The organism is Salinisphaera japonica YTM-1, assembly GCF_003788585.1.
In the GTDB taxonomy this organism is placed as follows: domain Bacteria; phylum Pseudomonadota; class Gammaproteobacteria; order Nevskiales; family Salinisphaeraceae; genus Salinisphaera; species Salinisphaera japonica.
The window spans coordinates 1-19,986 of the sequence record NZ_AYKG01000023.1 but is presented as its reverse complement, the minus strand read 5'-3'; the positions used below and the strand labels follow the sequence as shown (position 1 = coordinate 19,986).

The following is a 19,986-nucleotide window of genomic DNA, read 5'->3' as shown; positions in this document are numbered from 1 at the left end:
GCATGCGCCTGCTGCTGATCGAAGACGACACGCTCATCGCCGAGTCGGTGACCATGTCATTGACGGCGGTCGGACATACCGTCGATCGGCTGGCCCGTGCGGGCCAGGCCCAGGCCGCGCTGGCCCGTGAGCGTTTCGATCTGGTGCTGCTGGATCTGGGCCTGCCCGATGGCAGCGGCCTGGATGTGCTGGCCCAGCTACGCGGCACCGATGACGACACACCCGTGCTCATCATCACCGCCCGCGACGGCGTGGACGACCGGGTGCGCGGCCTGGATCTGGGCGCCGACGATTATCTGGCCAAGCCCTTCTCGCTGGCCGAACTGCGAGCCCGGGTACGCGCGCTGGGCCGGCGCAGCCAGCAACGCGTCGATGATCGGCTGGTACTGGGCGCGCTGGTCTTCGACCCGGTGACCGGCACGCTGACCCTGGCCGGCCAGGCACTCGATCTGCCACGGCGCGAGTTGCGCCTGGCCGAGAACCTGCTGCGCCACGCCCAGCGCATCGTCGCGCGCGAGACGCTGGAGGCCCAGCTGTTCGGCTTCGATGCCGTGGGCTCTAACGCGCTGGAAGTTTATATCAGCCGCCTGCGCAAGCGCCTGGCCGGCTCGGGGCTTGCTATCCGCACCCTGCGCGGGCTGGGCTATCGGCTTGAGTACGACGGCCATTGATCCGGATCACCACCAGCCTGCGCGCGCGCCTGATGCTCTGGCTGCTGGCCGGCGCCACCGCCCTGGGCACGATTCTGCTCATCGAGGCCCATATCTCGGCCACCCGAAACGCACAGCGCGCCTACGACGCCCAGCTTACCGCCGCGGCCCTGACGATGGCCGATGCTATCCGCTGGGCCGGCGATGAGCCTGTGGTGACCGTACCGGCGGCGGCGCTGCGTATCCTGTCGGGCACGGCCGAGGCACGCGTGTATTACGGCGTGTTCGACCAGGCCGGGCAGCGCCTGACGGCCAACCTGGATCTGCCGGTCGAGCCGGGCAGCCACCCGACCCTGCCGGCCTGGCGCACCGTCAGCCATGACGGCACGCGCTGGCGCCTGCACGGCCGCCAGCTTGATCTGGCGGGCTGGTCGGCGCATACGTCGCTGACGATCTGGATGGGCCAGACCCTGGGCGGGCGCCGTGCCTTGGCGGCCCGGTTGTTCGAGCCGGCCGTGATGCGATTCGTGATTCTCATCCTGGCCGCCGGCGGCCTGGGCCTGGTGGCCATCGCGAGTACGCTGGCACCGGTACGCCGGCTGCGTGACCGCCTGGCCGCACGGCGTGCGGATGATTTCAGCGCGCTGGATGCGCGTGTGCCGGGCGAAATCGCCCCGCTGGCCGCCACGCTCGATAGCCTGTTCACGCGTCAGCGCGCCGCACGCGACAGCCTGCTGCGTTTCACCGCCGATGCCAGCCATCAGCTGAAGACACCGCTGGCCGGCCTGGCCAATGCCAGCGAGGCCGCGCTCGAATCGGATGACCCCGCTGTCTGGCACGCTGCGCTGGCGCGTATTCATGCCACGGCCCAACATGCCGGCCGTCTGGCCGGCCAGCTTCTGCACATGGCCCGTCTAAGCCACGACACCACACCCGGCGACGAGTCGATCGAGCTGGCCACACTCGCCGAGCAGATCACGCGCGAACACGCCGAACAGGTCGCGCTTTGCGACAGCCCCCCGCACGAGCTCAGTTATATCAACGCGCTAACCGGCCCGGCCGCCGTGACCGGCACGCGCTGGGCCTTGCAAGAGGCGCTGCGTAACCTGATTGATAACGCGCTCGTCCATACGCCGGCAGGCACGGCCGTTACGGTGCGGTTATCCGAACGCGACGCCGTGTTCTGGCTGTGCGTCATCGACGATGGGCCGGGGCTGGCCAGTGCGTCGCCGCAGGCGTTGCGCGCTGCGTTTCGTCGCGGCGAGAACACCGAGCAGCCCGGCTCCGGGCTGGGGCTGGCGATCGTGAGCTCGATCGCCGAGGCCCACGGCGGCTCGTTCTCGCTCGACGAGCGCGCCGCCGGCGGCTGCCGGGCCTGTCTGTGCCTGCCGCGCGCCAGGCCGTGACGATGCGCCGCCTGCCTTGTGCCTGTCTGCTGCTCGCACTCTGCCTCTCCGGCACGGCAGCCTCGGCACCGGCCGCCACGTCGCTGCATATCGCCGCGGCCTTGGACCGACCAGCCATCGCCCCCGTGCTGGCAGCCTTTGAACGCGCCCATCCGGATATCGATATCCGCTACGCCGATCTGGCGACCCGTGCGGTCGAGCGCCGTATTCACGACATGAGCCGGCCACCGGATGTGGTCATCAGCTCAGCGATGCCCTCACAGCTGGCGGCCGCCAACGCCGGCTATGCCGCGCGTCTGTCCGGGCCGGTGATTGATGGCTGGCCGGCGCGTTTCAAATGGCGCGACTCGGTGTTCGGCTTCACGTTCGAGCCCGTGGTGTTCGCCTATCGCGCGGATCTGCTGCCGGCCGACATCGCGCTGGATTCCCACGGCGCGCTCTACCGCGCACTCACCGACCGGCGCCCCCGATTCTGTGGGCGCGTGGCGATCTATGACCCGGCGCGAAGTGCCGTGGGGTATGCCCTCTATCAGGCCGATGCCGGCCATACCGCGCGCTTCTGGCAACTGGTCAGCGCCTTTGGCCAGGCCCGCGCCCGCCAGGTGTCCAATACCCGCGCCATGCTAACCGGGCTGTCCGAGGGCCGGTTCGTGCTGGCTTATAACCTGCTGGGCGCTTATGCCAGACGCTATGCCCGCCGCCATCCAGAGATTCGCATCGTCGCACCCAGGGACTACACGCTGATGCTCAGTCGTATGGTGTTCGTGCATCGCGCGGCCCCACACCCCGAAGCCGCGCATAAATTCGTCACCTATCTACTCTCCGGGCAAGGCCAACGCGTATTGACGCGCCAGACACAACTTGCCGGCCCGCCCCGTGCCGGCACATCGACCGACCGCTCAAACGGGACGCGCCCGGCCGATCAGGCACGCATCATGCCGATCGCACTCGACGCCGGCCTGTTGGCACAAGTTGACCCGGCCCAACGCCGTCGTGATCTGGCCCAATGGCAGGCGCGCTTTTCAGTGCCCGGCCAACCCGGCTGTGGCGCCTCAGGCAGCGCTGGCCCGTCGCGATGATCGACCGGTGTTCAGCCCCAGGCGTTTCTGAACCAGGCGCATGCTTTCCTGGGCAAACGTGGCGGCGGGGTCGAACGGCACCACCATCATGACCCCGTCGTGCGCGGTAAGATTGTCGTTGAACCATCGGCCCACGGTGTCGTCGTCGCAGGGCGGGCGTTTCGACCACAGCCCGGCGGCCTCGTCGTTATAGCAATCACGCATGATCAACGTCGTCGGATCGAGCCGATCACCGTGACCCAGCCGATCCGCGGCCTCGCGAGCGATCGCGGCGATGGCGGCCGGCGGCTCGCGCCCATCCAGCGCGGGATAAATCGGCTGCCGGCCGACCTGGCCGGCCTGCCAGGCGCTGTAGACCAGCGGATTGCCGGTCCGCACCACGGCATACAACGTGCGCGGAGCGGCCGCGCCCAGCGCCGGCAGGAACAGGTGGCGTGCTGCCGAGCTTGTGATGCCGCTACCCTGCCAGGCCGGATCGACCCCGGCCGAGCTGCCGTAAAAACACCGTCGCCCATCGACCTCGAACGCACCGGCCGCGGCCCAGGCGATCGGCTGGCCCGTCTGATCGAACACCAGAATGAAACGCTTGAGCTGATTCAAACTGTCGTCGGATAACCACGTCAACCAGAATCGACGACTGGTACGGTCGAAAACACGTTGTGCCAAGGGCACGAAAGCGCTGCGCAGCCACACGCGAGTCGCGGGCGACATCTGCTCGGGAACGTTATCCCATATCAGGGCCGGGAAACGTGAGCGGATCATTCGACAGCGCGCTTGCCTGACCAGTCGGTTGGGCAAGCGCTCGAACAGTGAGCCCTGCCACGGCGCTCGCATAGGCAGAACAAACGGCGTGAATCGATAAGCCATGTCGCAGCTGCTCGATGAGTGTAGAGCGAAACCTTATCATCGCAAAATGACTCATTTGTGACAGGACGTGATGCAACCAACTGTTTTCAAGTCATTTTCATGACGCGAATGATCGGTCGGCATCCGGGCATGCGCGCTAAAATGATGTCGCACCGCTTGTCTCTGGCGCACGAAACGCGATCATGCAGACAGGACTTTTCCAAACGGAACCCACATGAGCGACTACACGAGTGATCTTAGCCACGCCGCACGTTACGGCAACGAGATCGTCACCGCCGGCCAGCCGAGCGAGGCCCAGCTCCAGGCCGCAGCCCGCGAGGGCGTACGCACGGTCATCAATCTCCGCCCGGCCGGCGAGTTCAACGAATACGACGAGGCCGCAGCCGTGGCCGCGGCCGGCATGACGTATCTCGTGATTCCCGTGGCCGGCCCGGACGACATCAACGCCGGCAACGCCAAGCAGCTCGACGATGCCCTGGATGGCGGCACGCCAGCGTTGGTGCACTGTGCCAGCAGTAATCGCGTGGGCGCTCTGATGGCTTATCGCGCCCGCTATCTGCACAACGAACCGGCCGAAAGCGCGCTACAGATCGGCCTGGATACCGGGCTCAACCCGAGCTCACCGCTGCTGGGTGCCATGCGCGACAAGCTCGGCGTGACCAACTGACCCGCCGCTAACACGGTGACTCTCGTGGCTATCGGGCCGTTTCTGATTGGCGGGGATCGGCTCGTCTGGTTAGCCGCCTTCGGCGTGGCCGTGCTGGCGGGCATCATCCTGGCCCGAGCACGACGTGCCCGACTTGTCGATCGCCTGTTCGCGCTCGCATTCGTCGGGCTGGTAGCGGCACGCCTGGTGTTCGTGGCGCGCTACGCCGCGCTCTACGCGCCCCACCCGCTACAGATTCTGGACCTGCGCGACCAGGGGTTCGATCTCTGGGGCGGGTTGGCGGGCGCAGCACTCTACGCGCTCGTTGCCGGCTGCCGCGTCCCCGCACTTCGCCTGCCTCTGGCCGGGGCACTGGCGGCCGGCGGGCTGAGTGCTGGCTTGGGGTTCTGGGGGCTGGCCGCACTCGATACCCAGCCAACCCACCTGACCACGATACCGCTGGCACGCCCGAATCAGGCCGACATCTCGCTTGCCGGCCTGGCCGACGCGGCCCCCGGCAAGCCGATGGTGGTCAATCTATGGGCCAGCTGGTGCGGGCCGTGTCGTCGCGAGATGCCGATGCTGGCCCGGGCACAGACACAATACCCGGGCGTCGTCTTCGTGTTCGTTAACGAAGACGACAGCCGCGCCGCCATGCAGCGGTTTCTCTCCGACGCCGGGCTGAAACTCAAGCATCAACTGATCGATACACAACATCGACTGGCCGAAACATGGGCCGTGCGCGGCTATCCGACAACCCTGTTCTTTGACGGCCACGGCAAGCGCCAGGCGCGTCATACCGGCCTGTTATCGCCGGCCACGCTGGCCGCACGACTACGTGGCCTGACGGGTTCTTAGCGCGTCTGAGCTAGGGGCTGTTGCCGTTTCGTACGAGCGCCGCGTTGGAGCCCAAAATCTGGCCAGGCAAGGCGCGAGCCGCAGGTCGTGGCGTGCCACGATCAAGGTGATCCAGCGGCATGGCCAGATTTTGGGCCCAACCCTTCGGGACAAGCGCTGTTTTGCGGGAATCCAGCGTTCTAGCCCACTGGCGCAGAATGACTGCGCGGCGTGAGCTACGCTTCGTCTTGCCGCAAAACAGCGCTTGGCGCGGACTCGTACGAAACGGCAACAGCCCCTAGAACGGAATATCGTCGTCCAGATCGTCATCGAAGCCGGGTTCGCTGGCCGGCTGTGGCTGTTGGTAGCCCTGCTGGCCGCCACCGCCGCCCTGATTGCCACCGCCGGTGCCGCCGCCCTGCTGCTGGCTGCCCCCGCTGCTTCGTTGTTGACCGCCGCCAAACGGGGCACTGCCGCCACCCTGGCCGCCCCCGCCGCCACGGGAGTCGAGCATCTGCATCTCGTTGGCCACGATCTCGGTCGTGTAACGATCCTGGCCGTCCTGGCCCTGCCATTTACGGGTCTGGATACGCCCTTCGACGTAGACCTTGGAGCCTTTCTTCAGGTATTCCCCGGCCACTTCAGCCAGACGGGCAAAGAACACGATGCGATGCCACTCGGTGCGCTCCTGCATCTCGCCCGAAGTCTTGTCGCGCCAGGTCTCCGAGGTCGCGACGTTGCAGTTGGTCACGGCGGTACCGCCGGCGGTGTAGCGAGTTTCTGGATCGGCGCCGAGATTCCCGACGATGATGGCTTTATTGATGCCTCGACTGGCCATGACGGCCTCCCTGCTCGATGAACGACGCCCCGGCCTCAGGCCGGCGCTGGCGTGGAATGAGACGGTGCGAAACGGTTGAGCACATCGGGCTCGACCACACGGCCGTCGAATTTGATGTAAGCGACTTGGTCGGCCGGCACGACGACCGCTTCGAACACGCCTTCGACGGCCTCGATCTCGGCCGCCAGACGACGGGCCTCATGATCGCTGATCGCACCGACATTGACCATATGCGAGCGTGCAAAGCGTGGCTTGGGCATGCCGGCGGCGATGACCAGCCAGATCAGCCCGACGAGTGCCGCAAAGCCGAACACGCCACCGGTGCCGAACTGGCCGTAGGCCCAGCCGCCCACCGTGCCGCCCACAAAGATGCCGAAAAACTGCGACGACGAGTAGATCCCCATGGCCGTGCCCTTGGCATCGGCCGGGGCCACCTTGGAAATCAGCGACGGCAGGCTGGCCTCCATGATATTGAAGGCCGCGAAGAACAGCGTTAGCAGTACCAGAATCTCGACCAGGCTATCGCGATAGAACGCCAGAATGCCGGGCGCAATACACAGCACGGCCACCGAGGCCACGAACACCGGCTTCATCTGGCGCTTGGACTCGGCGACGATGATCGCCGGCACCATGATGGCCACCGACACCGCCAGCGTTGGCAGATAGACCACCCATTGCCAGTCCTGATGAATACCCAGCACCGTACGCAGCATGCTCGGCAACGCGATGAAACTAGCCGTGAGAATCGCGTGCAGCGCGAAGATCGCAAAATCCAGGCGCAATAGTTCGCGATCGGCCAGCACGCGGCCAAAGAGTTCCGGAACGGCCTGGGTATCCCGGTGCGAGCGGATGTTCGCCGGCGTCGGCGTCACCAGATACAGCACGCCGATGCCCAGGATCGCCAGCACGGCCGTGAACCAGAAGATGCCCGGTACGCCGGCCCAGGCGTTGATCACCGGCCCGGCGACGAGCGCCAGGGCAAACGCCAGACCGATCGTTAGCCCGATGGTCGCCATGGCCTTGGTCCGCGATTCCTCGCGGGTCAGATCGGCGTTGAGCGCCAGAATCGTCGAGCCTACGGCGCCCGCGCCCTGCAGGATACGCCCGAAGATCACGCCGTAGATCGTGGTGGAGAGCGCGGCCACGACGCTGCCACCGGCAAAGATCAGCAGGCCGATGGCGATCATGCGCTTGCGCCCGATGCGGTCCGAGGCAAAGCCGAAAGGAATCTGGAGCAGCGCCTGGGTGAGCCCGTAGGCCCCCAGCGCCAGGCCGACCGTGGTGGGCGTGGAGCCGGCCAGGTGTTCGGCATAGAACGTGAACACCGGGTAGATCATGAACAGGCCCAGCATTCGCAGCGAGAAAATACCGGCCAGCGAGAATGCCGCGCGTGATTCAGTTGGTGTCATGGGCCGCCCTGGATACGTCTTGAATGCTGCATGACTACGCAGCTGATGGGTCGGCCGAGGCGTCCGGCGCGTTTCCGGCCGGCGTCCGGCAACAGGCGCGAAAGATTAACACAGCGCCCGAGCCGGCCTGTTTCGTGATCGGCCGTTTTATCGGTCTGACTTGTGACGGGGGCTATACTGTGTGGTTTGGTCTGTTGGCGAGTTCGTCGCATGGAAAGCCATATCCGCATTCGCGGTGCCCGCACGCACAACCTGGCCGGCGTCGATGTCGACCTGCCGCGCGATCAGCTGATCGTGATCACCGGCCTGTCCGGTTCCGGCAAATCCTCTCTGGCCTTCGACACGATCTATGCCGAGGGCCAGCGCCGCTACGTCGAGTCGCTATCGGCCTATGCGCGCCAGTTCCTGTCGATGATGGAAAAACCGGATCTGGATTCCATCGAGGGGCTGTCGCCGGCGATCTCGATCGAACAGAAATCGACCTCGCACAACCCGCGCTCCACGGTCGGCACGGTCACCGAGATCCACGACTATCTGCGGCTGCTGTTCGCCCGCGCCGGCACGCCCTATTGCCCGCACCACGACGAACCCCTGGCCGCCCAGAGCGTGTCGGAGATGGTCGATCAGACGTTGACCAAGGAAGACGAATCCGCCTGGATGCTCCTGGCCCCGGTGATCCGCTCGCGCAAGGGCGAGCACCGCGAGATCTTCGAGCAGATGCGCGGCGCCGGCTTCGTGCGTATGCGCGTGGACGGCGATATCATCGAGCTGGACGACGGCGTGCCCGAGCTGGATCCCAAGAAGAAACACGACCTGGAAGTGGTGGTCGATCGCTTCAAGATCCGCGAGGGCATCCAGCAGCGCCTGGCCGAATCATTTGAAACCGCGCTGCGCCTGTCCGAGGGCATGGCCTGGATCATGCCCTGGCGCGGCGACGGCGAGCCCGAGGTCTTTTCCTCCCAGTTCGCCTGCCCGGAATGCGGTTACTCCATCAACGACATGGAACCGCGGCTGTTCTCGTTCAACTCGCCACACGGGGCCTGTACCACCTGCGACGGCCTGGGCTCGCAGAGCGTGTTCGACGTCGACCGCGTGATCACCGATGACACCTTGAGCCTGGCCGGCGGCGCCGTGCGCGGCTGGGACCGGCGCAACCCTTATTTCTTCGGCTTGATCGAGTCGCTGGGCGAGACCTACAACTTCGACGTGGATCAGCCCTGGCACGAACTCTCCGACGAGGCCAGGCAGGTCATCCTGCACGGCTCGGGATCGAAAAAGATCGAGTTCCGCTATACCAACGCCCGCGGCAACACGCGCCGGCGCAAGCATGCCTTTGAAGGCGTGCTGGACAACATGCAGCGCCGCTACGCCGAAACCGACTCCATGGCCGTGCGCGAAGAGCTGGCCAAGTATCTATCAGACAAGTCCTGCCCGGCCTGTAACGGCGCGCGGCTGAACGTGGCGGCCCGGCATGTGCGCGTGGCCGACCAGACGCTGCCCGAGATCAACGCCGCCAGCATCGCCGGCGCCTACGACATCGTCGAGGCTCTGGATATCCCCGGCCATCGCGCCGAGATCGCCGAGCCGATCCTCAAAGAGATCAGCCAGCGGTTGAAGTTCCTGCTGGACGTCGGCCTGAACTATCTCACCCTGTCGCGCTCGGCCGAGACGCTGTCCGGCGGCGAGGCCCAGCGTATCCGCCTGGCCAGCCAGATCGGCGCCGGGCTGGTGGGCGTGATGTATGTGCTCGACGAACCCTCGATCGGCCTGCACCAGCGCGACAACCGCCGTCTTCTGAACACGCTGGAGCACCTGCGTGATATCGGCAACACCGTGATCGTGGTCGAGCACGACGAAGACGCCATCCGCGAGGCCGATTATCTGGTCGATATGGGCCCGGGTGCGGGTGATCACGGCGGCCGGCTCATCGCCCAGGGCACGGCTGAAGATGTCGCGGCCTGCGAGGAATCGCTGACCGGGCAATATCTTTCCGGCAAGGCCAGCATCCCGATTCCGGCCGAGCGCATCGCCTACGACAAGACCCGCCAGATCCGCATCAAGGGCGCGCGGGGCAACAATCTCAAGAACGTGAACACCGCGTTCTCGATGGGCCAGCTGACCTGTATCACCGGCGTATCCGGCTCGGGTAAATCCACGCTGATCAACGAAACGCTGTTCCCGGCCGCAGCGCGCCAGGTCAACCGGGCCGTGGCCCGCGCCGCGCCCGTGAGCGCCATCGAGGGCCTGGAGCATCTCGACAAGGTCATCGATATCAACCAGGCGCCGATCGGGCGCACCCCCCGATCCAACCCGGCGACCTATACCGGCCTGTTCGGCACGATCCGTGATCTGTTCGCCAATACGCCCGAGGCCCGGCAGCGCGGCTACAAGCCCGGGCGGTTCTCGTTCAACGTCAAGGGCGGGCGCTGCGAAACCTGTCAGGGCGACGGCGTGATCAAGGTGGAGATGCATTTCCTGCCGGATGTGTATGTCACCTGTGAGACCTGCCACGGCGCGCGCTATAACCGCGAGACGCTGGAGGTCCACTACAAGGGCAAGACGATCGCCGAGGTGCTGGATATGCGCGTGGAGGCCGCGGCCGAGTTCTTCGAGCCGGTCCCCAGCCTGAAACGCAAGCTCGACACGCTCATGGATGTGGGCCTGTCCTACGTCAAGCTCGGCCAGAACGCCACCACCCTGTCCGGTGGCGAAGCCCAGCGCATCAAGCTGGCCCGCGAGCTGTCCAAGCGCGATACCGGGCGCACACTCTATCTGCTGGACGAACCCACCACCGGCCTGCATTTCCACGACATCAAGCAACTGCTGGCCGTACTGCTGCGCCTGCGCGAAGCCGGCAACGCCGTGGTCGTGATCGAACACAATCTCGACGTCATCAAGACCGCCGACTGGCTCATCGACATCGGCCCGGAAGGCGGCTCCGGCGGCGGCGAAATCATCGCCACCGGCACCCCCGAGGACGTGGCCGACGTGGAAGCCTCACACACGGGTCGTTTCCTCAAACCCATGCTGGGCACAGGCCGTCCCGGCACCGGGCACAACACCGCCGGCGACAAGAAAGACCTCGCCCTGCCGCCGAAAAAAGAAAAGAAAGAGAAAAAACCACAGCCCAAGGGCATGGTCGCCAAGCGTAAATAGGCTTGGCGGCTCTTCTTTGAACAGTCCGCCAATACACGCGAATGAGCGCGAATGAATACAGACAGGAAGACAATCCGCAGATTACACAGATGACGCAGATTGGTTGGTCGATGCGTTCAGATCAGAGTCGTGGGACTCACCGGGTAAATCGATAAAATCTCATCTTTTAATCTGTGAAATCTGCGGATGAATATCTTGTCCGATCAGCCGTTATCTTCAAACCATCATCGTCTTCATCGGCGGTCGGCGGTCGGCGGTTCTCTCTGAATCGTCCGCAAATGAGCGCGAACGAATACAGGCAGAAAGACAAGCCGCAGATTGCGCAGATGACGCAGATTGATTGGCCGATGCGATGAGGTCGGAGTCGTCGCACTCACCAGATCAATCGATAAAACCCTTGTCTTTTAATCTGTGAAATCTGCGGATGAATATCTTGTCCGATCAGCCGTTATCTTCAAACCATCATCGTCTTCACCGGCGGTCGGCGGTTCTCTCTGAATCGTCCGCCAATGAACGCGAATGAGCGCGAATGAATACAGACAGAAAGACAATCCGCAGATTACACAGATGACGCAGATTGATTGGCCGATGCGATGAGGTCGGAGTCGTCGCACTCACCAGATCAATCGATAAAAACCTTGTCTTTTAATCTGTGAAATCTGCGTAATCTGCGGATGAATATCTTGCCCGATAAGCGGCTATATCCAGACCATCGTCTTCTTCATCGGCGCTCATCGGCGCTCATCTGCGTTCATCTGCGGATAAATGTCTGTATTGATTTGCGTTCATTTGCGGACGATGTTCTTCAAAAACGCTCCACCTGCCAGACCAGTGTCGCCATGCGCCCGGTCTGGCCCTTGTCGCGGCGATGCGAGAAAAAGCAGCGATCGCTGATCGTGCAGTGTTCACCGCCGGTGACGTTGATAACGCCGGCGCGCCGCAGGCGGGCCCGGGCCAGCGCGTAGATATCGGCCACGAATTTACCGGGGCGGCGGGCCTCGCGGAAGGCGGCGTGGTCGTCGCTGTGGTGATCGACGAACGCCGCGCGCACGTCGGCGCCAACCTCGAAGCGCGTGGGGCCGATGGCCGGTCCGAGCCAGGCCATGAGTTCACGCGGCGGGCCGGGCATGGCCTCGATCGTGGCTTCGAGCACGCCAGCGGCCAGGCCGCGCCAGCCGGCATGGGCCGCCCCTAGAGCCGTACCCTCGGCGTTGCAAAACACCACCGGCAAGCAATCAGCCGTGAGGATCGCCAATACCCGTGTGGGATCCCGTGTGACCGCGGCATCGGCTTCGATGCCCTCGCCTGTTTCTTGGTCGAGATCAATGACCCGCGTGCCGTGGATTTGGCTCAGCCAGGCGGGCGCGCTGGGGAGTGCCAAGGTGTCGACCAGACGCGCGCGGTTCAATGCCACGGCATCGGGGGCATCGCCGACGTGATCCCCGAGATTCAACGACGCGAATGGGGCCGCGCTCACGCCGCCGGTGCGCCGCGTCGTGCCGGCCCGCACGCCGGCCAGGGCCGGCCAGTCGGCCCAGACGATATCGCTGACCGGGTTCATTTGCCGTGCTCGCGTGCGTCGGCGGCCAGGGCCGCCAACAGGGCTTCGAAATCGGCTGGGCGCGGCGCGCTCCATTGCATGGCCTCGCCGGTTTCCGGATGGGTCAGGCCGAGCGTGGCGGCATGCAGGGCTTGGCGCTTGAAGCCGCGCAGGGCACCAACGAAGGCCTCGCTGGCGTCCTTGGGCAGCGCCAGACGCCGGCCATAGACCGGATCGCCCAGCAGCGGAAAGCGCACGTAGGCCATATGGACCCGAATCTGGTGCGTACGCCCGGTCTCCAGCTGACAACGGATATGGGTGTGCGCGCGATATTTATGGATCACGCGATAGTGCGTGACGGCTTCGCGCCCTTCTTCGCGGATCGCCATCTTCTTGCGATCGACCGGGTGCCGATCGATCGGGGCATCAACATGGCCACCAGCCGTCATCACGCCGACCGATACGGCCTCGTACTCGCGCTTGATGGTGCGCTCGGCCAGATCATCAACAAGCTGCTTGTGCGCGGCAAACGTCTTGGCAACCACTAGGATGCCGGAGGTGTCCTTATCCAGGCGATGCACGATACCGGCGCGCGGCAAGGCCGCCAGGGATTCGTCGTAGGCCACCAGCGCGTTTTGTAGCGTACCGCTCTGGTTGCCCGCCCCCGGATGCATGACCAGGCCCGCGGGCTTGTCCAGCACGAGAATCGAGGCGTCCTCGTGGATGATGTTGAGCTGCATCCGCTCGGGCTCGACCGATTCGTCGTGTGGCGTCTCGGGCACGATCAGTCGTATCCGCTCGCCGCCACCCACGGCGGTCTTGGGCGCGGGCGTGGCCTCGTCCACGGTCAGCGCGCCCTGTTCGAGCCACTGTTTCAGACGCGAGCGCGAGTAGTCGGGCAAGGCCTCGGCCAGTGCCTTGTCCAGGCGTTTGCCGGCCGCACTCTCGGGCAGCAGGAAATCGTGTACCGCCGCGTCGGCCGGGGCACTCATCGGCCCATGCCTCGCGTACAAGCCACGAAACGGCCACGCGTATGACTCGCTGGAATCATCATAGGTATACTTTCGCTTTGTTTTGCTTGGAAAAGCGCGGGGACGCGCTCGGGGCTTCAATGCGACACATCGTTCTCGCGCTCGGCATCACCGCGGCACTGTTGGTCACCGGCTGTGCTTCGGACAAGAGCATCGAAGACACCGGCTACAGCAAGACGCCGCTGGTCAACCGCAAGGGCGAAAAGCTGAAATCCGCGGATGCCGCGCGCCTGTACGATTCGGCTCGTGACTTTCTCATGCACGGCCAGCCCGAACAGGCGCTGCCATTGTACTCCGAGGTGACCGCGCGTTTCCCGTTTACGCCTTACGCGCCGCAGTCCGAGCTGGAATCGATCACTGCGCACTACGAAGCCGAAGACTACGACCAGGCCACCGACGCGGCCGATCGTTTCATCAAGCAGCATCCGCGTAATCAGCATATCGATTACGTCTATTACATGCGCGGCGTATCCAACTATGCCCAGAACCAGCAGAGCCTGATCAGCGCCAACCCGGATCGGCGCAACGTCGAGTACCTGAAACAGTCGTTCAACGACTTCAGCCTGCTGGTGAATAACTATCCCGACAGCGTCTATGCCAAGGACGCCCAGCTGCACATGATCGATATCCGTAATCGTGTGGCGCATTTTGACTTGGATATCGCCGAGTATTATCTCAAGCGGCATGCCTACGTGGCAGCCGCCCGGCGTGCCGAACAGGTGGTTGAGGATTATCAGGGCTCGAATGCCGTGCCCCGCGCGCTGGAGATCATGGAGGTCTCCTACGCCAAGCTCAATCAGCCGGATCTGGCCGAGGACAGCCGCGCGATTCTGCAGGCCTCCTACCCGAACTATCTCCTGCACCGCGACGAGTTCTATCGCCAGCAGGCCGGCGAGACACCGGACTACGAGCTGCCGGCCATGGACAGCACACCGGCCAGCGGCGCGCCGATCGATGGTACAAACGACACCGCCACCGGCGATGCGGATAGGGCCAACGCCGGCTGAACGATAAGCGTTCGGGCACAAAAAAGCCGAGGTGCTGCCTCGGCTTTTTTGTGCGTGGCGAACGGCTGGGTTACACAGCTAGAGATCACCGTAGACGGCGGTGATCGGATAGCGCCGGTCACGCCCGAAGGCCCGATGCGTGATCTTGGGCCCCGGTGCGGCCTGACGACGCTTGTATTCGTTGCGCCGGATCAAACCGGCGGCCTGACGGACATCGGCCTCCACGAAGCCGCGCGCCACGATGTCGTCGATCGATGCGCCCTCCTCGACCCAGGCCTCGATGATCGGATCGAGCACGTCGTATTCGGGCAGCGTGTCGGTATCGGCCTGATCATCACGCAGTTCGGCCGAGGGCGGACGTGTGATCACCCGCTCGGGGATCACCGCACCGCGGGTGTTGCGAAAATTCGACAGGCGATAGACCCAGGTCTTGTAGACATCCTTGAGCGGGGCAAAGCCGCCACACATATCGCCGTAGAGCGTGGCGTAGCCCACCGCCATCTCGGACTTGTTGCCGGTGGCCAGCACCACGTGGCCGAACTTGTTGGACAACGACATCAGCAGCGCGCCGCGAATACGCGACTGCAGGTTCTCCTCGGCCGTGTCCGGGGCCCGATCGCCAAACAGCGGCGCCAGCGTATTCAACAGACTGGAAAACCCATCCTCGATGGGCATCTCATCGTAGCGCACGCCCATGCGCTCGGCCTGGTCGGCGGCATCAGTGTTGCTGATATCGGCGGTGTAGCGCGAGGGCAGCGATACCGCCCAGACCCGATCACCGCCGAGTGCATCCACAGCGATCGCCAATGCCAGCGCCGAGTCGATGCCGCCGGACAGCCCGATCAGCGCCCCGGGAAAGCCGTTGCGATCGACATAGTCGCGCGTGGCGCGTACCAGCGCGTCATAGACCAGCGCCTCGGGCGCGGGGCGCTCGGCGATATCACCGCTCGAACGAGTGCCTGTCATCTCGACCGTGAACACCCCAGCCTCGAAGGCGGGTGCGCGGGCCGCCACGGTGCCGTCCCGCGCCACGGCAAACGACTGGCCGTCGAAGACCAGCTCGTCCTGGCCGCCAACACAGTTGACGTAGCAGATCGCCACGTCGTTGTCCGTGGCCCGCCCGGCCAGAAGCCGCTCGCGCTCGGGCTGCTTGTCGGCATGGAACGGCGAAGCGTTCAGGTTGACCAGCATCTCGGCCCCGGCCGCACGAGCCTGCGCCGCCGGGCCCGTCTCCCAGATATCCTCACAGATGGTCACGCCGATCGCGTGCCCGGCCTGCTCGAATACACAGGGCGCGTCACCCGGCCTGTAGTGCCGGCGCTCGTCGAACACGCCGTAGTTGGGCAGGCACTGCTTGCGGTAATGGGCAATGGCCTGGCCGTCGCGGATCACGCGGGCGGCGTTGTAGATCGCCTCTCCCGCGTATTCGGGATAGCCCACCACCGCCGTGATGCCGGTGATACCGGCCTGCAGCTCATCCAGCGCTGCGGCAATGGCATCCGGCAGGCCGCGCCGCAGCAACAGGTCGTCCGGCGGATAGCCGATCAGGGCCAGCTCGGGAACCACGACGATATCCGCGCGATCACGATCCCGGGCGGTATGGGCCGCCTCGATGATCTGTCGGGTGTTGCCGGCGATATCGCCGACCCAGACATTGAGCTGGGCCATGGCGATACGAAGCGAATGGTCTGCCATGCGTGACGCCCTCAAGCCTCGGTGTGGGATTTGGAAAACAGATCGCCGTCGTCGGCGTGTCTGGGCAGCTCATCGCCCATGTCGATCACACGCTGATCGTAGAACAGATGCACGGTGGGCTCGAGCGGGCCGGGCAGACGGTCGTCGCCGGCCACACGAAAGCGCTCGGTGGGAATGACCAGATAGCCATGGCGGTTACGCCCGTGAACCAGGCGGCCACAGGCCGCGCAGTGATAACGCCACATGCGCCGCCCGGGCTGGCGATGCGCGATCAGATCGGTGCCGGCCGCAACGCGGCGCGTTACGGCATCGTTGGCCCAGGCGCTGGCCGAGAGCATCTCCACGCCATACATCTCGCGACAGCTTCGGCAATGACAATACGCACTGACGACCGGCGTACCGCTGACATCGAGTTCGACCGCGCCGCAGTCACAGGCGAGATGATAGATCGTGGCCAAGACAGGCTCTCCGCTCGAAAGCGCGTCATCATCGCATGCCTTATCGGCAATAAAAATGCCGGGCCCGTTTCCGGTGCCCGGCATGGCGCTCAAAGACCTGGCCGACGCTTACAGACCGACAGCCTCGCCGCCCTGCGATTTCTCGAGATCATCGTCTACATCGACGACCCGATCACGATAGAACAGATGCAGCGTGGGCTTGAGCTCGTCTTGCAGCTCGCCGCCGTTGATCTTGCGGAACAACGCATGCGGAATCACCGGAATGCCCGGCTTGTGCACGCCGTACATCGTCATGCCGCATCTCGGGCAGCCGTAACGCGTCATGTCCTTGCCGTCCATCTTGTGAACGAACAGCTTGGACTCGTCCGGCAGCTCGACGTTGTCATGCGCCCAGCCCGTGGCCGACAGCATGTCAGCGTTATAAAGCTGGCGGCAACTGCCGCAATGACAGAACAGCGACAGCTTCGGCTCGCCCTTGGCCGTCATCGTCACGTGACCACAGTCACAGCTCAGTTCGTACGTCTCGCTCATGGTGTTGAACGCTTTCGAGTGTTGACGCCATGACAGCACGTACCGGCGATGTAATCCTATAACCCTGGTAACTCTAGTCACCCTTGCGGCTTCGTTCTTTGAGTCTATCCGCAGATTTCACAGATTGCGCAGATTTTGGGCGGACGGCCCGGGCGTCGTGGCGACTTCGGGGCGCCACCGTTTTCGAGTCGGTTCTTTAAGACATTGATCCACAGATGGACGCAGATAAACGCAGATGGCGGACTAGCAAGAAGCTCGAACGAAGCCACACGGGCGCCACGGCTTGCGGCATCGTAAGCGGCTACTAAAAAATGATGGGCCCAAGAACGTGAACAGACTTTTCATTCTTGGCGACTACGACGCGGAAGGCCGTGGCGCCGCGATTTCGAAACGACTTAACATCGCACCGCCCATCTGCGTTTATCTGCGTCCATCTGCGGATAAAAAATCTCGCAGCAACGACTGGGACAAATGTGGCGCCCCGAGACCGCTACGACTCACGGGTAATCCGCCCAAAATCTGCGCAATCTGCGGATCGTCTTAAAAAACAAAGCCGAAAAAAAACCGGCGCCCCGAAGGACGCCGGTTTCATCAGCCGGAAGCGGATTGGAACTTAGCCCAGCACTTCTTCCATCTTGGTGCCGATTTCGGCGGTGGAGCGCACGGTGGCGACACCGGCGGCTTCCAGAGCGGCGAACTTGTCGTCGGCCGTGCCCTTGCCGCCGGAGATGATCGCCCCGGCGTGGCCCATGCGCTTGCCCGGGGGCGCGGTCACGCCCGCGATATAAGCCACGACGGGCTTTTTCATGCTGTGCTTGATGAACTCGGCGGCTTCTTCTTCGGCCGTGCCGCCGATTTCGCCGACCATGACCACGCCTTCGGTCTGCGGGTCGTTTTCGAACATCTCCAGCACGTCGATGAAGTCCAGGCCGTGGATCGGGTCACCGCCGATGCCGACACAGGTGGACTGGCCCAGGCCGTTGTGTGTGGTCTGGAAGACGGCTTCATAGGTCAGCGTGCCCGAGCGGGACACGATGCCGATCTTGCCCTTCTGGTGAATATGCGCCGGCATGATGCCGATCTTGCACTCACCCGGCGTAATCACGCCCGGGCAGTTGGGCCCGACGAGTACCGAGTCGGACTCATCCAGCACCGCGCGCACCTTGAGCATGTCCATGACCGGGATATGCTCGGTGATGCAGATGATGGTCTTGATGCCCGCAGCCTCGGCCTCGAGGATGGCATCGGCGGCGAACGGCGCCGGCACGTAGATCATCGTTGCGTTGGCGCCGGTCTCACGAACGGCTTCGGCGCAGGTGTTGAACACCGGGCGCTCGAGATGGGTCTCACCGCCGCGGCCGGGTGTGACACCGCCCACGATATTGGTGCCATAGGCCATGCACTGTTCGGAGTGGAACGTGCCCTGGCTGCCGGTGAAGCCCTGGACGATGAGTTTGGTGTCGTTATTGACGAGAATGCTCATGAATCGATCCTGATCTTGAAATCGTGTGGCTTGACGACGGCAGCGCTTACTTGCCGGCCTCGGCGACGACCTTCTTGGCCGCGTCGGTCAGGTCCTGGGCAGCGATGAGGTCGTATTCGGACTCATCCAGCACTTTACGGCCTTCCTCGGCGTTGGTGCCTTCCAGACGCACGACCACCGGCACCTTGATACCGACATCCTTAGCCGCGGTGATGATCCCTTCGGCGATCAGATCGCATCGCACGATACCGCCGAAGATGTTGACCAGAATGGCCTTGACGCCTTCACCGGCAGTGATCAGCTTGAACGCCTCGGTCACGCGCTCGGTGGTGGCACCGCCGCCGACATCCAGGAAGTTGGCCGGCTCGCCGCCGTGCAGCTTGACCAGATCCATCGTACCCATGGCTAGGCCTGCGCCGTTGACCATGCAGCCGATGTTGCCATCGAGCTGGATATAGTTGAGATCGAACTCGGCGGCCTTGGCCTCGCGCTCGTTTTCCTGGCTCACATCACGCATCTCGGCGAATTCGGCGTGGCGGAACAGCGCGTTGTCGTCGAAATTGAGCTTGCCGTCCAGGGCCACCAGACCGCCGTCGGCAGTGGTGACCAGCGGATTGATCTCCACCAGCGAGGCGTCGCACTCGGTGAACATCTCGTACAGGCCTTTCATGACCTTGACGAACTGACCGACCTGTTTCTTGTCCAGGCCCAGGAAAAACCCGACTTGACGCGCCTGGAACGCTTGGAAACCGGCCGCCGGGTGCATGGCGATCTGCATGATCTTCTCGGGCGTGGCCTCGGCCACTTCCTCGATATCCATGCCGCCTTCCGGCGAGGCGATGAAGGTCACGCGGCGCGTGGCGCGATCGACCAGTACCGACAGATACAGCTCGGATTCGATATCGGCCGGCTTTTCGACATACACACAGTTGATCGGCAACGCCACGCCGCCGGACTGCTTGGTTTCCAGGGTCGAACCGATCATCTCGGAGGCGACCTTCTTCACCTCGTCCACGGAATCACAGATCTTCACGCCGCCGGCCTTGCCGCGCCCGCCGGCATGGACCTGGGCCTTGACCACCCAGCGCTCGCCGCCGAGCTCGTTGGCCACGGCCAGTGCCGCATCGGCCGAATGGGCCACCTTGCCCACACCCGCCGGCACGCCGTAGCGCGCGAATATTTCCTTGGCCTGATATTCGTGAACGTTCATCTCATCGCCTCACTTAAGGATCGAAACCGACTCGTAAATCGGGAGGCATTGTCGCGTGATGTGTCCGTGACCACAACTTGCCTGGCCTAGGGTCTGTTGCCGTTTCATACGAGCGCCGCGTTGGAGACCGCAAATCGTGTCCG

At 64.1% G+C, this 19,986-nt stretch carries 17 protein-coding genes; 7 read left to right on the top strand and 10 right to left on the bottom strand.

The genetic code is table 11. From position 1 onward, the window contains the following. Window positions 1-2: 2 nt before the first annotated feature. Genes SAJA_RS08090 through SAJA_RS08080 form a run of 3 tightly spaced genes read left to right on the top strand, consistent with a single transcriptional unit; the run spans window position 3 to window position 3,135 of the window. Entirely contained in the window at window positions 3-671 is a 669-nt protein-coding gene (locus SAJA_RS08090; protein ID WP_123658168.1) for a response regulator, read from the top strand. Continuing rightward, entirely contained in the window at window positions 668-2,056 is a 1,389-nt protein-coding gene (locus tag SAJA_RS08085) for a sensor histidine kinase (RefSeq protein WP_123658167.1), read from the top strand. The genes SAJA_RS08090 and SAJA_RS08085 overlap by 4 nt, the downstream gene beginning before the upstream one ends. 2 nt (window positions 2,057-2,058) lie before the next feature. Continuing rightward, window positions 2,059-3,135 carry an ABC transporter substrate-binding protein gene (locus SAJA_RS08080; RefSeq protein ID WP_123658166.1) on the top strand — a complete coding sequence of 359 codons (1,077 nt, stop codon included), beginning with the start codon at window positions 2,059-2,061 and terminating at the stop codon, window positions 3,133-3,135. Here SAJA_RS08080 and SAJA_RS08075 read toward each other — a convergent pair. Then, the gene (locus SAJA_RS08075) at window positions 3,109-4,002 is read right to left on the bottom strand and encodes a GNAT family N-acetyltransferase (protein WP_123658165.1); all 894 of its coding nucleotides are present in this window, start codon (window positions 4,000-4,002) and stop codon (window positions 3,109-3,111) included. The genes SAJA_RS08080 and SAJA_RS08075 overlap by 27 nt on opposite strands. A gap of 214 nt (window positions 4,003-4,216) precedes the next feature. On the opposite strand from SAJA_RS08075, the gene SAJA_RS08070 reads away from it, so the two are divergent. Together SAJA_RS08070 and SAJA_RS08065 are read left to right on the top strand one after the other, a co-directional pair. Beyond that, complete coding sequence (locus SAJA_RS08070; protein ID WP_123658164.1) at window positions 4,217-4,669, top strand: protein tyrosine phosphatase family protein; 453 nt, start codon at window positions 4,217-4,219, stop codon at window positions 4,667-4,669. A gap of 15 nt (window positions 4,670-4,684) precedes the next feature. After that, window positions 4,685-5,506 (top strand): TlpA disulfide reductase family protein, encoded by an 822-nt coding sequence (locus tag SAJA_RS08065; protein WP_123658163.1) that lies wholly within the window; start codon window positions 4,685-4,687, stop codon window positions 5,504-5,506. A gap of 277 nt (window positions 5,507-5,783) precedes the next feature. On the opposite strand, the gene ssb is transcribed toward SAJA_RS08065, so the two are convergent. After that, on the bottom strand, window positions 5,784-6,323 hold the full coding sequence (gene ssb, locus SAJA_RS08060) for a single-stranded DNA-binding protein (protein WP_123658162.1): 540 nt from the start codon (window positions 6,321-6,323) through the stop codon (window positions 5,784-5,786). 35 nt (window positions 6,324-6,358) lie between these two features. Beyond that, entirely contained in the window at window positions 6,359-7,732 is a 1,374-nt protein-coding gene (locus SAJA_RS08055) for an MFS transporter (protein ID WP_123658161.1), read from the bottom strand. Window positions 7,733-7,942: 210 nt separating this feature from the next. On the opposite strand from SAJA_RS08055, the gene uvrA reads away from it, so the two are divergent. Beyond that, entirely contained in the window at window positions 7,943-10,888 is a 2,946-nt protein-coding gene (uvrA, locus tag SAJA_RS08050) for an excinuclease ABC subunit UvrA (RefSeq protein ID WP_123658160.1), read from the top strand. 805 nt (window positions 10,889-11,693) lie between these two features. Here the strand turns inward: uvrA and pgeF are convergent. Both pgeF and rluD read right to left on the bottom strand, forming a co-directional pair. Then, window positions 11,694-12,449 carry a peptidoglycan editing factor PgeF gene (gene pgeF, locus SAJA_RS08045; RefSeq protein WP_123658159.1) on the bottom strand — a complete coding sequence of 252 codons (756 nt, stop codon included), beginning with the start codon at window positions 12,447-12,449 and terminating at the stop codon, window positions 11,694-11,696. Continuing rightward, window positions 12,446-13,420: a 23S rRNA pseudouridine(1911/1915/1917) synthase RluD gene (gene rluD, locus SAJA_RS08040; protein ID WP_123658158.1), complete on the bottom strand. Its 975-nt coding sequence runs from the start codon at window positions 13,418-13,420 to the stop codon at window positions 12,446-12,448. Before rluD ends, pgeF begins: the two co-directional genes overlap by 4 nt. Before the next feature lie 119 nt (window positions 13,421-13,539). On the opposite strand from rluD, the gene SAJA_RS08035 reads away from it, so the two are divergent. Next, window positions 13,540-14,466 (top strand): outer membrane protein assembly factor BamD, encoded by a 927-nt coding sequence (locus tag SAJA_RS08035; RefSeq protein WP_184999804.1) that lies wholly within the window; start codon window positions 13,540-13,542, stop codon window positions 14,464-14,466. 78 nt (window positions 14,467-14,544) lie between these two features. Here SAJA_RS08035 and SAJA_RS08030 read toward each other — a convergent pair whose 3' ends face one another. From SAJA_RS08030 to sucC, 5 genes are all read right to left on the bottom strand, one after another. After that, window positions 14,545-16,161, bottom strand: a complete 1,617-nt coding sequence (locus tag SAJA_RS08030; protein ID WP_123658156.1) for an NAD+ synthase — start codon at window positions 16,159-16,161, stop codon at window positions 14,545-14,547. 11 nt (window positions 16,162-16,172) lie between these two features. Then, window positions 16,173-16,619 carry a GFA family protein gene (locus SAJA_RS08025; RefSeq protein ID WP_184999803.1) on the bottom strand — a complete coding sequence of 149 codons (447 nt, stop codon included), beginning with the start codon at window positions 16,617-16,619 and terminating at the stop codon, window positions 16,173-16,175. Window positions 16,620-16,727: 108 nt separating this feature from the next. Continuing rightward, window positions 16,728-17,150, bottom strand: a complete 423-nt coding sequence (locus tag SAJA_RS08020; RefSeq protein WP_123658154.1) for a GFA family protein — start codon at window positions 17,148-17,150, stop codon at window positions 16,728-16,730. Between the two features lie 613 nt (window positions 17,151-17,763). Further along, the gene (sucD, locus tag SAJA_RS08015; RefSeq protein WP_123658153.1) at window positions 17,764-18,633 is read right to left on the bottom strand and encodes a succinate--CoA ligase subunit alpha; all 870 of its coding nucleotides are present in this window, start codon (window positions 18,631-18,633) and stop codon (window positions 17,764-17,766) included. A gap of 46 nt (window positions 18,634-18,679) precedes the next feature. Further along, on the bottom strand, window positions 18,680-19,843 hold the full coding sequence (gene sucC / locus SAJA_RS08010; protein WP_123658152.1) for an ADP-forming succinate--CoA ligase subunit beta: 1,164 nt from the start codon (window positions 19,841-19,843) through the stop codon (window positions 18,680-18,682). Between the last annotated feature and the right edge of the window lie 143 nt (window positions 19,844-19,986).

Excerpts from the sequence above, each read along its gene's own strand:
- sucC (WP_123658152.1), bottom strand. The coding sequence starts at position 19,843 with ATGAACGTTCACGAATATCAGGCCAAGGAAATATTCGCGCGCTACGGC.
- SAJA_RS08055 (WP_123658161.1), bottom strand. The coding sequence starts at position 7,732 with ATGACACCAACTGAATCACGCGCGGCATTCTCGCTGGCCGGTATTTTC.
- SAJA_RS08080 (WP_123658166.1), top strand. The coding sequence starts at position 2,059 with ATGCGCCGCCTGCCTTGTGCCTGTCTGCTGCTCGCACTCTGCCTCTCC.
- uvrA (WP_123658160.1), top strand. The coding sequence starts at position 7,943 with ATGGAAAGCCATATCCGCATTCGCGGTGCCCGCACGCACAACCTGGCC.
- pgeF (WP_123658159.1), bottom strand. The coding sequence starts at position 12,449 with ATGAACCCGGTCAGCGATATCGTCTGGGCCGACTGGCCGGCCCTGGCC.
- SAJA_RS08075 (WP_123658165.1), bottom strand. The coding sequence starts at position 4,002 with ATGGCTTATCGATTCACGCCGTTTGTTCTGCCTATGCGAGCGCCGTGG.
- SAJA_RS08090 (WP_123658168.1), top strand. The coding sequence starts at position 3 with ATGCGCCTGCTGCTGATCGAAGACGACACGCTCATCGCCGAGTCGGTG.
- SAJA_RS08020 (WP_123658154.1), bottom strand. The coding sequence starts at position 17,150 with ATGAGCGAGACGTACGAACTGAGCTGTGACTGTGGTCACGTGACGATG.
- SAJA_RS08070 (WP_123658164.1), top strand. The coding sequence starts at position 4,217 with ATGAGCGACTACACGAGTGATCTTAGCCACGCCGCACGTTACGGCAAC.
- sucD (WP_123658153.1), bottom strand. The coding sequence starts at position 18,633 with ATGAGCATTCTCGTCAATAACGACACCAAACTCATCGTCCAGGGCTTC.
- SAJA_RS08035 (WP_184999804.1), top strand. The coding sequence starts at position 13,540 with ATGCGACACATCGTTCTCGCGCTCGGCATCACCGCGGCACTGTTGGTC.
- ssb (WP_123658162.1), bottom strand. The coding sequence starts at position 6,323 with ATGGCCAGTCGAGGCATCAATAAAGCCATCATCGTCGGGAATCTCGGC.
- SAJA_RS08030 (WP_123658156.1), bottom strand. The coding sequence starts at position 16,161 with ATGGCAGACCATTCGCTTCGTATCGCCATGGCCCAGCTCAATGTCTGG.
- rluD (WP_123658158.1), bottom strand. The coding sequence starts at position 13,420 with ATGAGTGCCCCGGCCGACGCGGCGGTACACGATTTCCTGCTGCCCGAG.